The sequence below is a fragment of the Janibacter melonis genome, from assembly GCF_003721155.3.
GTDB lineage: Bacteria > Actinomycetota > Actinomycetes > Actinomycetales > Dermatophilaceae > Marihabitans > Marihabitans melonis.
This window is the reverse complement of record NZ_CP044548.2, coordinates 819,112-833,342: the sequence shown is the minus strand read 5'-3', so window position 1 is coordinate 833,342 and position 14,231 is coordinate 819,112. Positions and strand designations below refer to the sequence as shown.

Below are 14,231 nucleotides of genomic sequence, written 5' to 3'. Positions count from 1 at the left end.
CCACGGTAACCGGGCGGGCCGCGCAGGCGCCGTCTGCGAGGTGGGCAGTCATGATGGGTCGGTGCTCGACGTCGTCATCATCGGAGGTGGGCCCGTCGGCCTGGCCACCGCGCTCCATGCGCGGCGTGCCGGCCTGTCGTGCGCCCTCGTCGAGCAGCGCGTCGGGGTCGTCGACAAGGCGTGCGGCGAGGGGCTCATGCCGGCGGGCCTGGAGGCCCTGCGCGCGCTCGGGGTCGACCCCGCAGGGGTGACGATCGCGGGGATCCGCTACGTGGCGGGGGAGCGGTCGGCGCAGGCCGGCTTCGGCAGCGGCCCCGGGCGCGGCGTGCGGCGCACGACCCTGCACGCTGCGCTCGCCGATCGCGTCGGCGCGGCCGACGTCGAGCTCGTCACGGGGCGGGCCGGCGAGATCACCCAGGACGCCGACGGGGTCACCGTGCGGGTGACCCGCGACGGGAGCCAGACCCGGGTGCGCGCGCGCTACCTCCTGGCCGCAGACGGCCTGCACTCGCCGACGCGCCGTGCGCTGGGGCTCGAGCGCCCCGCCTCCGGCACGCCGCGCTACGGCCTGCGCCAGCACTTCGCCGTCGCGCCGTGGAGCGACCACGTCGAGGTCCACTGGGGCCGGGACGCCGAGGCCTACGTCACCCCGGTCGACGGCACGATGGTGGGGGTGGCGGTCCTCACCCGGCGGCGGGCTCCCTTCGAGACCCATCTCGCCGGCTTCCCGGCGCTGCTCGAGCGGGTCGGCGACGCCGCGGCCGCGAGCTCGGCCCGGGGCGCCGGGCCGCTGCGCCAGCGCACCCGAGCCCGTGTCGCCGGTCGGGTGCTGCTCGTCGGCGACGCCTCGGGCTACGTCGACGCGCTCACGGGGGAGGGGACGATGCTCGGCGTCGCCCAGGGCGAGGCGGCGGTGGCCGCGGTCACGGACGACGACCCCGCCTCGTACGACGCGAGGTGGCGAGCGGTCACCCGCCGGCACACCGCCCTCACCCTCGGCCTGGTGACCGCGACCCGGCTGCGACCCGTGCGCCGGCTCGTCGTGCCCGCGGCCGCACGCGTCCCGTGGGTCTTCGGCGCCGCGGTGCGCTCCATCGGCTCGGCCTGACCGGCACGACCGACCTGACCAACCCGACCGAGCCCAGCCCACAGCTCCCACCCCACTACCGCCACCCGCCGAGACCCGCTCGGAGTCCGCGAGACCCGGTCGTCGCGGGCCGGCGGCGACCGGGTCTCGCGGACCACGAGCGGGGCTCAGCGCAGGACGTCGCGCAGGACGGCGGCGAGATCGGCCGGGTCGTGCTGCGGCAGCCCGTGGGTGCCGCCGGGCAGGACGAGCGAGCGCCCGTCCTCGACCGCGGCGGCGAGGTCGGCGCACCACCGGCGGCCCGCCACCGCGTCGCGGCCCCCGCGCAGCACGGTCGTCGGGGCCACGACCCCGGCCATGAGCTCGGTCGCGCTCGTGCCGATCTGCGCGACGAAGGCGGGCAGCAGCGCGGGGCTGGCCCGGACGTAGTCGGTCGCGGCCTGCACGAGCACTCGCGGCCGCTCGCGGCGCGCGTCGCCCACGAGGGCCCGGAGGTGGTCGCGGACGTGCGGCAGGTGCGGGTCGGGGGAGGGACCGACGAGCACGACCCGCCGGGCGAGGTCCGGCCGCGAGCCCGCGAGCCGCGCCACGGTGAGGGCGCCGAGCGAGTGGCCGACGAGGTCGACGCCTCGGATCCCGAGGTGGTCGAGCAAGGCCGCGACGTGCGTCGCCTGCGCGTCGGCGTCGAGACCGCGCTGCGGACGTCCCGTGCGACCGGACGCCGGCGGGTCGACGGCGACGACCACGCGGTCCCGGGGCAGGTGCTCGAGGAGCCACTGGTAGGCCCGCCACGACATCGACAGGCCGGGCACGAGGACGAGCGCAGGAGCCGTCGGCGGCCCCTCGGGCGCCCGCTCGACCCAGGCGGTGGTGGTGCCCATGACGTCGACGCGGTGACGGACGACCCCGTCGTGCCGGCGGCGGTGGACGCGCTCGACGAGCCGGGCGAAGGGGGTCACCCGCGCAGTCTCACACCCCGCCTCGTGCGAGGGTGGCAGCTGCCACCGCTCGAGCGCCGAACCGGCAGCCGAGCCTCCGGGCCCGAGACCCGACGAGGAGGACCGTGCAGACCTTCCTGCCGTACGCCGACTTCGCCGCCTCCGCGCAGGCTCTCGACGACAAGCGTCTGGGCAAGCAGCGCGTCGAGTGCATCCAGGTGGTGCGAGGACTCACCGTGCCGGGCTACGGGTGGCGCAACCACCCCGCCGTGACGATGTGGCGCGGCTGCCTCGAGGCGCTCGGGCGGTACTCGCTCACGTGCTGCGAGGTGTGGGTCGCGCGGGGCTTCGCCGACACCTGCGCCGCGACGATCCGGGCCGATCTGGCGGGATCGGGTGTGGAGGCCGTGCGCACCCAAGACGAGCTCGCCGCGGCGGGCGCGCTGCCGTCATGGCTCGGCGACGAGGCCTTCCACCGCAGCCACCGCTCCTCGCTCCTCTCCAAGCTCCCCGCGCACTACGGGGCGCTCTTCGACGACGTCGAGCCGGGTCTGCCGTATGTGTGGCCGCCCGGTCGAGAGGACGGGGGAGCGGTCATCCCTCCTGGCGGGCCCACCAGCGGCGCACCGCCGCGCTGACCTGCGCTGATCGCGGCGCCCTGACGTCACGGGGTGCGTCGGGCGAGCCGGGGTGGACGCCGGCGATCACCTCGAGCGGCGCAGGGCCCTCAGGCGTCGACATCCAGGCCACGGGCCCGCAGCACGTCGAGCGTCTCGTCGTCCGGGGTGAGCGAGACGAAGTCGAGGCTCGTGAGGTGGGGGAGGAGGTCGAGGTCGGCCCACGACCCGATGTCGAAGGTGTCGTCCTCCCCGTCCCACAGCGGGGCGACCTCGCGGTAGACGTCGTTGCCCGCGTCGATGACGAGCTCGTGCACGAGCGCGGCCTCGCTGCGGTCGATCTGGAGGTCCTGGAGGTAGGCGAGGATCTCCGGGACGGGCCGGTGACCCTCGGCGTCGAGGTCGATGGTCCGCCCGGTGTAGGACCGGGCGAAGTCACGGGCGTCGAGCCGGGGCTGGATCACCTCCTGCTGGTACATCAGCTCGTCGACGACGGCCAGCTTGAGCCCCAGGTCGGTGAAGCGCACGGGGTCGGCGACCCGCCGCGGCGCGTAGCGCTCGACCGGCACGGCCGGGGTCGTCCTCGGCACGGTCATCTCGACGGACTCGAGGTGGTCGCCCTCGTAGCTCGCGTGCAGACGCACGCCGTGACGCTCGGTCGTCGCGGTCCCGGCGACGCGACGTGCGTCGACGCCGGCCCCGGGCAGCTCGTCGGTGACGACCTCGCCGTCGACGACCAGACGGCCGGTGAAGGCCGACCGGGGGACGAAGGCCGGGGCGTCCGCCTCGGGACGCAGCTGCACGCAGAGCGTCTTGACGTGCGTCTCGTCGAGACGGTGCGCGAAGACCCCGAGCTCGTGCCACGTGACGACGGACCCGGCCGTGCCGACCCAGAGCTCGGGCTCGCCCCAGGCCGCGACGAGGGTGCCGATGGGGATGGGCAGCACGACGGGGGTGCCCTCGACGAGGAGAGCGTCTGGTCCGAGCTCGATGACAGGTGTCGACATGCGGGGGACCCTAACCGAGTGCGCTACTTGACATAATGTCGATTATCGGCGAAAGACGAGGGAGCGCCCACATCCTGAAGAAGAGGCTCAGGTGGAAGCGTCCCGAGCCGCCCGGGCGCGCGCCTTGATCGCCTCGATGACCTCGGTCTTCGCGTCGGCGTAGTGGTTCATGCTCGGCCAGTCCCTGCTGACGAGCTCACGCTTCGTGCACTCGTACAGCGCCCGGTCGTCGGCGTCACGGCGCAGGTGGTCGCGCAGCAGCAGGTAGTCGTCGGCGGCCGGGTCGTCCGGCTCGAGCACGTGGATGAAGACGTCGCGCTCCGGCGTGCGGACCAGCCGGTGGCCGGGCTCGCGCACCCGCAGCTGGTACCCGGCGGCCACCAACGCGTCGAGGTAGTCCTCCTCGGCGGTGATGTCGGGCACGGTGACGAGGACGTCGACGATCGGCTTGGCCGCGAGGCCCGGCACGGAGGTCGAACCGATGTGCTCGACCGATCGTGCGACTCCCCCGAGCGCCGTTCGAACACGTGTCTCATGGCGGGCGTACGCCTGCGCCCACGCCGGGTCGTGCTCGACGAGGTGCAGCCGCACCTTCTCCGTCCCGCCGACGAGCTCGACGTCGGTGACGTCGGGGCGTCGGCGGGTGCTGCCTGCTGATGACTCGTCCACGGTCGCAGGCTACGTCGAGCGCGCTCGCTCGAAGCGCGAGCCGCCGTACTTGCGGTGCACCGCCTGCCGGCTGACGCCCAGCTCGTGGGCGATCTCCGCCCACGACAGGCCGGCGCTGCGGGCTCGCCGCACGAGCACGGCCTCGCGCCGCTCGACACCGCGCCGCAGCTCTGCTCCCCCGCGCAGCGCGGCACGGGGGTCCTCGTCGTCCATGAAGGTCACGACCATGTCGACCATCTCCTGGGTCATCGTCCGGCCACCTCGCCTCGTCAACAGATGTTGACACGATGGCACCGCGTGCCCCGAGTGTCAACATGTGCTGACACGCGTCCGCTCGCGCACGAGACGGCGGACCTCGACCTCGTACCGGCTGGCCGCCCCGCCGGGCGTGCGGTAGAAGCGCCGCCGCAACGAGCCCTCGACCTCGACCCGTGTGCCGTCGGCGAGGTGCTGCGCGGCCCGTCGTGAGCGCGCGGACCAGCACGCGAGGTCGATGGTGTCCACCGGCCGCCCGTCGGTGCGCGACACGACGACCCGCAGGGTCACCACCTCGTCGCCGCTCGGCAGCGTGCGCACGGTCGGCTCGCCGCTCACCCGCCCGACGAGCCGGACCTCGTTGACGTCGGTGCCGCTGCCCTGACCCTGCTCGTCCATGTCTGCTCCTCCTGCGTCGGCCTGCTAAGCCCCCACGGTCCGCCGTCGTGCGACCGGGTGCACGGGCCCGGCGGCGGCTGTGGACGGCGACCGCCGCGACGGACGAGCTGTGGACGGGTGGCACGATGAGGGCGTGCAGTGCGACTACTTCGACGCGGGGGCGTGCCGGTCCTGCACCTTCATGGGCATCCCCTACGAGGTCCAGCTGCGGCGCAAGCAGCAGGACGTGCAGGAGCGGCTGGCCCGCGTCGCGCCCGAGGTCGTGTGGCGCTCCCCCTTCGCCTCCCCCGAGGCCGGCTTCCGCAACAAGGCCAAGCTCGTCGTCGGTGGCTCCCCCGGCGCCCTGACCCTGGGCATCCTCGACCGGGAGGGTCGGGGCGTCGACCTCCAGGGGTGCGGGCTCTACCCTCATGCCCTCTCGGCCGCCTTCGGCCCGGTCGCCCACTGGCTCGAGCGGCTGCAGGTGCCGCCCTACGACGTGCCCCGTCGGCGCGGCGAGCTCAAGCACGTGCTCCTCACCGTGAGCCCCGACGAGGAGCTCATGCTCCGTCTCGTCCTGCGCAGCGACCGCCACCTGCCGCGTCTGCGCGACGCGCTGCCCCGCCTGCTCGAGGAGCTGCCCTCCCTCGTCGTCGTGAGCGTCAACCTCCAGCCCGAGCACAAGGCCGTCCTCGAGGGAGAGCACGAGGTGCTCCTGACGGAGCAGGAGCACCTGACGATGAGCATCGGCGGGGTGCCGCTGCACCTGCGACCCGGCGGCTTCTTCCAGACCAACACCGCGGCCGCCGCCGCGCTCTACGAGACCGCCACGGGCTGGGTCCGCGACGTCGCCCCGCGGTCGGTGCTCGACCTGTACTGCGGGGTCGGCGGTTTCGCCCTCCACGCGGCGCGGGTGCTGCCCGCCGGCACGCCGGTCCGAGGCCTGGAGATCTCGGCCGAGGCCGTCGCCGCGGCCCGGACCACCGCGGCCGAGCTCGGCCTGGCCGCGGACTTCGGGACCGGCGACGCCGACGCCGCGACCGCCGACGCCGACCTCGTCGTCGTCAACCCGCCGCGGCGCGGCATCGGTGCGCTGACGCAGGCCCTCGAGCGCTCCTCGGCGCGTCACCTCGTCTACTCGAGCTGCGACGTCGCCTCGCTGGCCCGCGACCTCGCCGACCTGCCGTCGTGGGTCGCGCAGGAGGCGCGCCTCGTCGACATGTTCCCGCAGACCGGCCACCACGAGGTCCTCGTGCGGCTGCAGCGGGGCTGATCCGAGAGGGCTGTCGCAGATGTCTGGGGATCCCCTCCCCACGGGCCCGTGCCGTACGTATCATGGGGGCCGTGCCATCTGGCACCAGCGACAGTCAAGGGGACACACCGAGTGGGGACCATCTCGTGGCGCCGATGCGCTCAGGCCGTGGCCGTGTGCACCGTCGCCGGGTCGCTGACCGCCCCCGCCGCGGTCGCCGACCCCTCCCCCGTCGCGCCGACGAGCACCACCCCCGCCCCGACGAGCACCACCGAGCCGGCACCCACGGGCACGACGGCCCCGACCACCGGTGACCCGGCCGGCGAGCCCGCAGACCCCACCTCTCCCGGTGCGAGCGGCAGCGAGAGCTCGAGCGACCCCTTCGCCTACGACGAAAGCGCGAAGGGGGAGGAGGACGACGCCCTCTCCCCCGCCGAGGTCAGGAAGCAGGTCGACGAGGCCAACGCGCTCGCCGCGAGCATCCTCAAGAACAACAAGGAGATCGGCTCCCTCGTCACCGAGCTGCGCCGTCACTCCACCCGGGCCAACACCCTCCTCGAGCGCTACTCCGAGGCCACGTCGAAGCACCGCGCCGCGAAGAAGGAGGCCGACGAGGCGCGTCGTGCGTCCACCCGGCTGAAGAACCGGCTCGACGCGGGCCGCGAGGACCTGCGCGACTGGGCCTTCGGCACGTACACCGAGGCCGGCGGCTACACCGACACCATGGCCTTCCTCAACATCATGACGAAGTCACCGGCCAAGGCCGGCGACTCCGCCGGTGACCTCAGCTACCTCACCGACGAGCGCATCCACAGCGTCGACCTCGTGCGGGTCGACACCATCACCGCCGCCCAGCTCTCCCGCAAGCGGGCGACGGCGGAGAAGCGCGCCAAGAGCGAGAAGGCCAAGGCCGACAAGGCCCGCAAGGACCTCACCGCCGTCATCACCGAGCGCAAGGCGACGCTGGAGACGCTGCGCAAGGAGTACGCCTCCGAGCTCAAGGAGGCCGGGCCGCTCGTGAAGTCCCTCCTCGGGCTCACCGACCCCGACGCGCAGGACGCCCAGGAGAGCCTCACCGCGGCGATGGAGAAGGCGGGGCAGGACGTCAGCGCCTTCGAGGGCGCCGCACCGTGCTCGGACAACGAGGGCACCTACCCCAACGGCCAGGTGCCCCCGAACGCCCTGTGCCCGCTCATCGGCGCGGCCGGCGAGATGCTGCGGCCCAAGGCCGCGGCCGCCTTCAACGAGATGAGCAAGGCCTACGCCCGCGACACCGGCTCGCCGATCTGCATCACCGACAGCTACCGCTCCTACGCCGAGCAGGTCATCGTCAAGCAGCAGCGCGGCGGCTGGGCGGCCACGCCGGGCCGCTCGAACCACGGGCTCGGGCTCGCCCTCGACCTGTGCGGCGGGATCAACAGCTTCGGCACCGCCGCGCACGCGTGGATGCAGCAGAACGCCGCGCTCTACGGGTGGTTCCACCCGGCGTGGGCGCAGGCCGGCGGCAGCCTGCCCGAGCCCTGGCACTGGGAGTACGCGGGCTGATCAGCCCCGCACCTGCTCCTCGTGCGACTTCACGGGGATGAGCACGACGAGCCCGGCGAGCAGCACGAGCGCGACGCCGAGGATGCCCCAGTACTGGGTGTTGTCATCTCCGGTCACCGCTGCGCCGAGGGCGATGAAGGCGGCGAAGGCGAGCGGGCTGAGGAAGGACACGGCCCGCCCGGTCGTCGCGTACAGCCCGAAGATCTCACCGCTGCGGCCCTCGGGGATGACCCTCGCGAGATAGCTGCGCGAGGCCGCCTGCGCCGGTCCGACGAAGGCGGTCATGACGAGCCCGAGGCTCCAGAAGACGGGCTTGCCGCCGTCGTGGAGGACGAAGATGCCCAGGCCGATGACGACGAGCGCGACGAGGCTGATGATGATGACCCGCTTCGGGCCGATCCGGTCGTCGAGCACGCCCATCGCCATCGTGCTCAGCCCCGCGACGACGTTGGCCACGGCGCCGAAGATGATGACCTCGCCCGCGGTGAGCCCGAAGGTCCCCGCGGCGAGGATCGCCCCGAAGGCGAAGACCCCGGCCAGCCCGTCGCGGAAGAGCGCCGAGGCGAGCAGGAAGTACACGGTGTGGGGCGAGCTCGCGTAGAGCGCCCGCAGCGAGGCGAAGAGCAGCCGGTAGGACTCGGCGATGCCCACGCGCGGGGCCCGCTCGCGCGGCTCGTCGCGCAGGACGAGGAAGGCGGGCACGGTGAAGACCGCGATCCACAGCCCGCAGACGAGCATCGAGACGCGGATGTCGAGGCCGTCGGCGCCGGTGACGCCGAAGAGGCCGCGCTCCGGTGCGATGAGGGTGAAGTTGAGCAGCAGGAGCACGAGGATGCCGCCGAGGTAGCCCATCCCCCACCCGAAGCCGGACACCCGGCCGACGGTGCGCGGCGTGGCCACCTGCTCGATCGTCGCGTTGTACGTCACCCCGGCGACCTCGGAGACGATCGACCCGACGCCGAGCAGGACGAGGCCGAGCAGGAGGAAGCCCGGCTCGGGACGCACGAGGAAGAGCGAGGCGGCCAGGGCCGCCATGAGCCAGGTCTGCACCCGCAGGTTGCGCACGGTGCGACCGCTGCGATCCGCGTTCTGCCCGAGGACGGGGGCGACGAGGGCGACGACGAGGCCGGAGATGCCGGTGGCGATCGCCAGGGCGGTCGACGTCGCGTTCGTCGCGCCGAAGCTCGAGCTCGTGATGTAGACGGAGAAGACGAAGGTGATGATGACCGTGTTGTACGGCTGGGCGCCCCAGTCCCACATCGCCCAGGACACGACCGTGCGACGTGGCGTCCGAGAGTCCCCGTGCCGCAGCGCGGAGCCGGGCGGCGCGAGGGGCAGGTCGGCGTCGACGTCGCTTCGGTGCTGGGTCACAGGGGGACCGTACCCTCGCCCCGTGGGCCGATGTGCGCGACACGGGTACGACGCGGTAACCTGACGGACTGCCGACATCGCTCGCTCGCCGAAGAGCGCAGATCGACCCCCTCATGTGATCTGAGTCGCAGGCGACGTACCTCACGCCTGCCGCGGAGCCGGAACAAACTGGACGCCCCCGGGCGTTCTTCATGTGTGCCCGACAGCAGGGCGGGCGCACCCCCTGATCGACGAGGAGTACTGAGATGGCAGAGCGCACACTTCGCGGCACCCGCATGGTGTCGTTCAGCATGGAGACCACCGCGAACGTCGTCCCCAGCGAGCGGCAGATCACCACCTACGTGTGTGACGACGGCCACCGCACGGAGCTGCCCTTCTCGGTCGAGGCCGAGATCCCCAGCACCTGGGAGTGCCGTTGCGGCAAGCTCGGCAAGCTGCTCGACGGCCCCGAGCCCGAGCTCAAGCCCACGAAGCCCGCCCGCACCCACTGGGACATGCTGCTCGAGCGCCGTTCCGTCCCCGAGCTCGAGGAGCTCCTCGAGGAGCGTCTGGCGCTCCTGCGCGAGCGTCGCGGCGAGAAGCCGCGCAAGCGCTCCGCCTGACCGCACCCTCCTCGCACAAGAGCCGCCCCGGCACGACCGGGGCGGCTCTCGTCGTGCAGGCACGGCACGTCGCGCGGGGGTTGGCGGGCGAAGGGGGACCCCCTCCCCCGTCGGACCGTGCTCGGCGTCTCTCAGTCGACGATCTCGCCCTCGACGACCTCGTCGCCGGGGTCGGGGCCGTCGCGGCGCGAGCGCCCGTCGCGGTGGGTGGCCGTGCGCACCCGGATCACCCCGAGGTCGCCGAAGACGCGACGCCGGATACCCGCCTCGAGCAGCGGCCGGGCGAGGGGGCGGGTGAAGGGCAGGACGAGCAGCAGCCCGACGACGTCGGTGACGAAGCCCGGCAGCACGAGCAGCAGACCGCCGACGAGCACGAGGATGCCGTCGGCCAGCGCCCGGCTGGGCATCTCGCCCGTGCGGGCGGACGTGCGCAGGGCGCGCATCGCCCGGGCACCCTCGCGCCGCAGCAGCCACACGCCGGCGACCGAGAGCGCGACGAGCGAGACGATCGTCCACAAGGCCCCGATCCGGCGGCCGACGGCGATGATCACCGCGAGCTCGAGGACGACGAGCAGCAGCAGCGCCACCGGCACCCACGGCAGGACGCGGCGCCGCCGTCGCGGTGCTCCGGGCTGGCCGTGGATCTGGCTCACAGCCGGTGCCACCGCCGCTCGCGGTGCAGGAGGGAGGCGGCCTGGTCACGGCGGTGGCGCACGCCCCACCCGGTGATGCGCCGCATCGACTCCTTGACGACGTCGCCGTCCATCTTCGACTCGCCGATCTCGCGCTCGACGAAGGTGATCGGCACCTCGACGACGCGCATCCCGGCGCGCACGGTGCGCACGGTGAGGTCGGTCTGGAAGACGTAGCCGGCGCTCTCGACCTGGTGCAGGCCGATCTCGCGCAGGGTGTCCGCGCGGTAGACCCGGTAGCCGGCCGTCGCGTCGTTGACCGGCATGCCGAGGATCGCGCGGATGTAGAGGTTGCCGCCCATGGAGATCGCCTTGCGCGACAGCGGCCAGTTGACGACGCTGCCGCCGCGCACGTAGCGCGAGCCGATGACGAGGTCGGCGTCACGCGCGGCCTCGAGCATCGCCGGCAGGTCCTCCGGGCGGTGCGAGCCGTCGGCGTCCATCTCGACGACGGCGTCGTAGCCGGCGTCGAGCGCCCAGCGGAAGCCGGCGAGGTAGGCCGCGCCGAGACCCTCCTTGCCCTGGCGGTGCAGGACGTGGACCTGGTCGTCGGCGGCGGCGAGCTCGTCGGCGACCGCGCCGGTGCCGTCGGGGCTGTTGTCGTCGAGGACGACGACGTCGGCGCTCGGCACGCTGTCGCGCACGCGCTGCACGACGCGCGGGAGATTCTCGCGCTCGTTGTAGGTCGGGATGAGCACGGCCACCCGGGTGATGGGGGGCCGCAGGGGGGCGTCAGGCACGGGCACTCGACTCCAGCTTCGTCTTCGGTGAGGTGTCGACTTTATCCGCCCGGCGCCCGCGCAGTCGCCCCGCCACGACGAGCAGGACGAGGGCCAGGGCGCTGCCGATCTCCACCCACGGGCCGAGCCGGTCGGAGGGGGTGAGCCCGGTGCGGGCGTCGAAGGTGCCGACGACCTGGGCCGCGGTGAAGAGCTCGGTGGGCTGGGTGACGGACCCGTCGGGGGCGATGACGGCGCTCACGCCGACGGTCGAGACGTGGGCGACGGGTCGGCCGTGCTCGATGGCCCGGATCCGCGAGATCGCGAGCTGCTGGGTCGACTCGGCCGTGTACCCGAAGGTCGCGTTGTTCGTCTGCACGAGCAGCACGCTGGGCAGCCCGCCGTCCTCGGCGTGGTGGACCGCCTCGCGCATGAGCCCGTCGTAGGCCACCTCGAAGCAGATCGTCGGCACGACGGAGAAGCCGCCCGCGGACCCCTCGACGGGGAAGGCCTGCGGCCCGGGCCCCTTCGCGAAGCCGACCCGCACGAGGTCGACCTTGTCGGAGAAGAGGCGGAAGAAGTCCCGGTACGGGACGTACTCGGCGAAGGGGACGGGGTGCTGCTTGACGTAGCGGGCCGTCGGGGCGTCACGGCCGGGCTCGTAGAGCAGGCTGGCGTTGCTCACCTCCGGGCTCGGCTCGTCGAGGATCGCGCCGACGACGACGGGCACGTCGACGGCGTCGAGCGCGCGCTGCACCTGGGCGGCGGCGTCGGGGTTGCGCAGCGGGTCGATGTCGCTGGAGTTCTCCGGCCACACGACGAGGTCGAGGCGCTCACCGGAGCGGCCGAGCTCCTCGGTGCCCGTGACGTGGTTGTCGAGGACCTGACGCCGCTCGGCGTTGAAGTCGAGGCCGGCGCGCGGCACGTTGCCCTGCACCATCCCGATCCGGGCCGGCGTCGAGCCCTCGGGCGCCTCGGCGTGGACCGGGAGGAGCAGGCCGGTGAGCCCGAGGGCGACGGCGACCGGCACGAGGAGGGCGGCGCGCAACGTGCGACGCACGACGAGCAGCACGAGCGGCACCGCGAGGAGCGCGACGACGAGGCTGATCAGCGGCGCCCCGCCGAGCCAGGCCCACCGCGCGAGCGGGCTGTCGGCCTGCCCGAAGGCGAGACGGGCCCACGGGAAGCCGCCGAAGGGGACGGTGCCGCGGACGAGCTCCTGCAGCACCCACAGCACGGGCAGGGCGAGCGCGGCGAGGACCACACGGCCCCGGGCGAGCAGCGGGCGCTGCACGGCCGCGAGGACCGCTCCCATGACGGCGACGTAGAGGGCCTGCACGGTCGACAGGGCCACCCACGGCATCGCGCCGACGAAGATGCCCGACCAGTGCAGCGTCGGCAGGAAGGTCGCCCAGCCGGCGAGCATCCCGAGGCCGAAGCCCACCCGCGCCCGCACGCCCCACAGGGCGAGGCCGACGAGGGCGACACCGGGCACCCCGGCGAGGTGGATCCCGTGGTCGGGGAAGGTGAGCCAGACGAGCAGCCCGCCGGCGACCGCGAGGACGGCGCGCACCCAGGCGGGCGGGGCGAAGGGGGTCTCGGGCACGTCCGAGCCTAACCCGGGGACGTCCACCCCTTCGCCGTCGACCCGGTGCGCTCAGTCCTCCCAGGGGGTCGACAGCACGACCGTCGTGCGGGTCGAGACCTCCGCCTTGGCACGGATGGTCGCGATGAGCGCCTCGAGGTCCTGCGGGGTGCCGACGCGCACCTTGAGCAGGTAGTTGGCGTCGCCGGCGACGCTGTAGCAGGACTCGACGTCGGCGACGTCGCGCAGCCGCTGCGGGATGTCGTCGGGAGCACGGTGGTCGAGCGGCTCGACGGCGATGAAGGCGGTGAGCGGACGACCGGCCTGCGCGTGGTCGACCTGGGCGGTGAAGCCGCGGATCACCCCGCGCTCCTCGAGCCGGCGCACGCGCTGGTGCACCGCCGACGTCGACATGCCGATGGCGCGCCCGAGATCGGTGTAGCTCATCCGGCCGTCGACGACGAGCAGGTCGACGATGCGCTGGTCAGCCTCTTCCATGCGGGTGACGATAGGCGACGGGGCGCCGTGGCGCCGGACGCATAGGCTTCGGCCATGCCGTCTGCGACGCCGCGCCTGCTCCTCCTCGACTCCGCGAGCCTGTACTTCCGCGCCTTCTACGGCGTCCCGGCCCGGGCGGAGGCGCCGTCGGGCATCCCGACGAACGCGGTCGCCGGCTTCGTCGACATGATCGCGACCCTCGTCGGGCGCTACCGGCCGACGCACGTCGCGGCCTGCTGGGACGACGACTGGCGCCCGCAGTGGCGGGTCGACGCGATCCCCACCTACAAGGCGCACCGCGTCGCCGAGGACGCCGCAGAGGGCGAGGAGGTGCCCGACGAGCTCGGGCCCCAGGTGCCGGTCATCGCGCAGTGCCTCGAGGTGCTGGGCGTGCCCAAGGTCGGAGCCGCCCACTACGAGGCCGACGACGTCATCGGCACCCTCGCCCACCACTACCGCGGGGTCATGCCCGTCGACGTCGTGACGGGCGACCGCGACCTCTTCCAGCTCGTCGACGACGCGTCGAGCACGCGGGTCATCTACACCGCACGCGGCGGCGTCCGTGACCCCGATGTCGTCGACCAGGGCTACCTGCGCACGAAGTACGACGTGCCCACGGGCGACGCGTACGCCGACATGGCGGTGCTGCGTGGCGACACGAGCGACGGGCTGCCCGGTGTCGCCGGGATCGGTGAGAAGACCGCTGCCCGGCTCATCGCCGCCCACGGCTCCCTCGAGGGCATCCGCGCGGCGATCGCGAGCGGCGACCCGTCGATCAAGGGCGCGCAGCGTGCCCGGCTCGAGGCGGGCAGCGACTACCTCGACGCCGCCCCGCGCGTCGTCGCCGTGGCGCGGGACGTGCCGGTGACGGACGTCGACCTGACGATCGGCCCGGAGCTGCCCGACCCGGCGGGGATGAGCCGGCTCGCGCTCGACCACGGGATCGCCGGTCCCCTCGGCCGGGCGGCGGCCGCGCTGTACCCGCAGGCCGACTGACCCGGCCCCGCTCCCCCTTC

General features: G+C 73.6%; 16 protein-coding genes. 6 read left to right on the top strand and 10 right to left on the bottom strand.

All coding sequences use genetic code 11. The features are described 5' to 3' along the window. Positions 1-61: 61 nt before the first annotated feature. Entirely contained in the window at positions 62-1,108 is a 1,047-nt protein-coding gene (locus EEW87_RS03950; RefSeq protein ID WP_123091781.1) for an NAD(P)/FAD-dependent oxidoreductase, read from the top strand. Between the two features lie 146 nt (positions 1,109-1,254). Here the strand turns inward: EEW87_RS03950 and EEW87_RS03945 are convergent, their stop codons facing one another. Continuing rightward, positions 1,255-2,046 carry an alpha/beta fold hydrolase gene (locus EEW87_RS03945; RefSeq protein ID WP_123091780.1) on the bottom strand — a complete coding sequence of 264 codons (792 nt, stop codon included), beginning with the start codon at positions 2,044-2,046 and terminating at the stop codon, positions 1,255-1,257. Between the two features lie 104 nt (positions 2,047-2,150). Between EEW87_RS03945 and EEW87_RS03940 the strand changes: the two genes are divergently transcribed. After that, positions 2,151-2,663 (top strand): MSMEG_6728 family protein, encoded by a 513-nt coding sequence (locus EEW87_RS03940; RefSeq protein ID WP_192826125.1) that lies wholly within the window; start codon positions 2,151-2,153, stop codon positions 2,661-2,663. 89 nt (positions 2,664-2,752) lie between these two features. On the opposite strand, the gene EEW87_RS03935 is transcribed toward EEW87_RS03940, so the two are convergent. The 4 genes from EEW87_RS03935 to EEW87_RS03920 form a co-directional block, all read right to left on the bottom strand. Next, the gene (locus tag EEW87_RS03935) at positions 2,753-3,649 is read right to left on the bottom strand and encodes a DUF6892 domain-containing protein (protein WP_123091779.1); all 897 of its coding nucleotides are present in this window, start codon (positions 3,647-3,649) and stop codon (positions 2,753-2,755) included. An 87-nt stretch (positions 3,650-3,736) separates the two neighbouring features. Beyond that, positions 3,737-4,318, bottom strand: coding sequence for a GrpB family protein (locus tag EEW87_RS03930; RefSeq protein ID WP_123091778.1), 582 nt, complete (start codon positions 4,316-4,318; stop codon positions 3,737-3,739). 9 nt (positions 4,319-4,327) lie between these two features. Further along, positions 4,328-4,612, bottom strand: a complete 285-nt coding sequence (locus EEW87_RS03925; RefSeq protein ID WP_224767070.1) for an ECF-type sigma factor — start codon at positions 4,610-4,612, stop codon at positions 4,328-4,330. Positions 4,613-4,627: 15 nt separating this feature from the next. After that, on the bottom strand, positions 4,628-4,972 hold the full coding sequence (locus EEW87_RS03920; RefSeq protein ID WP_068275776.1) for a single-stranded DNA-binding protein: 345 nt from the start codon (positions 4,970-4,972) through the stop codon (positions 4,628-4,630). A gap of 133 nt (positions 4,973-5,105) precedes the next feature. Here EEW87_RS03920 and EEW87_RS03915 point away from each other — a divergent pair, with 133 nt between their 5' ends. Together EEW87_RS03915 and EEW87_RS16920 are read left to right on the top strand one after the other, a co-directional pair. Further along, positions 5,106-6,224 carry a methyltransferase gene (locus tag EEW87_RS03915; RefSeq protein WP_123091982.1) on the top strand — a complete coding sequence of 373 codons (1,119 nt, stop codon included), beginning with the start codon at positions 5,106-5,108 and terminating at the stop codon, positions 6,222-6,224. A 147-nt stretch (positions 6,225-6,371) separates the two neighbouring features. After that, on the top strand, positions 6,372-7,748 hold the full coding sequence (locus EEW87_RS16920) for a M15 family metallopeptidase (protein ID WP_240341646.1): 1,377 nt from the start codon (positions 6,372-6,374) through the stop codon (positions 7,746-7,748). Here EEW87_RS16920 and EEW87_RS03905 read toward each other — a convergent pair whose 3' ends face one another. Then, positions 7,749-9,119 (bottom strand): MFS transporter, encoded by a 1,371-nt coding sequence (locus tag EEW87_RS03905; protein WP_229298936.1) that lies wholly within the window; start codon positions 9,117-9,119, stop codon positions 7,749-7,751. It lies immediately after the preceding gene. A 245-nt stretch (positions 9,120-9,364) separates the two neighbouring features. Here EEW87_RS03905 and EEW87_RS03900 point away from each other — a divergent pair, with 245 nt between their 5' ends. Continuing rightward, positions 9,365-9,721: an RNA polymerase-binding protein RbpA gene (locus EEW87_RS03900; RefSeq protein WP_068275780.1), complete on the top strand. Its 357-nt coding sequence runs from the start codon at positions 9,365-9,367 to the stop codon at positions 9,719-9,721. Positions 9,722-9,852: 131 nt separating this feature from the next. Here EEW87_RS03900 and EEW87_RS03895 read toward each other — a convergent pair whose 3' ends face one another. The 4 genes from EEW87_RS03895 to EEW87_RS03880 are packed head-to-tail and all read right to left on the bottom strand — an operon-like array spanning position 9,853 to position 13,215. Next, positions 9,853-10,374 carry an FxsA family protein gene (locus EEW87_RS03895; protein WP_240341645.1) on the bottom strand — a complete coding sequence of 174 codons (522 nt, stop codon included), beginning with the start codon at positions 10,372-10,374 and terminating at the stop codon, positions 9,853-9,855. Next, on the bottom strand, positions 10,371-11,153 hold the full coding sequence (locus EEW87_RS03890; RefSeq protein WP_123091979.1) for a polyprenol monophosphomannose synthase: 783 nt from the start codon (positions 11,151-11,153) through the stop codon (positions 10,371-10,373). Before EEW87_RS03890 ends, EEW87_RS03895 begins: the two co-directional genes overlap by 4 nt. After that, positions 11,146-12,738, bottom strand: coding sequence for an apolipoprotein N-acyltransferase (gene lnt / locus EEW87_RS03885; RefSeq protein ID WP_123091775.1), 1,593 nt, complete (start codon positions 12,736-12,738; stop codon positions 11,146-11,148). The genes EEW87_RS03890 and lnt overlap by 8 nt, the downstream gene beginning before the upstream one ends. Before the next feature lie 51 nt (positions 12,739-12,789). Beyond that, a complete protein-coding gene (locus EEW87_RS03880; RefSeq protein WP_068275787.1) occupies positions 12,790-13,215 on the bottom strand; it encodes an Lrp/AsnC family transcriptional regulator in 426 nt (141 codons plus the stop codon). Positions 13,216-13,269: 54 nt separating this feature from the next. Between EEW87_RS03880 and EEW87_RS03875 the strand changes: the two genes are divergently transcribed. Beyond that, entirely contained in the window at positions 13,270-14,211 is a 942-nt protein-coding gene (locus EEW87_RS03875; RefSeq protein ID WP_123091774.1) for a 5'-3' exonuclease, read from the top strand. Positions 14,212-14,231 lie beyond the last annotated feature (20 nt).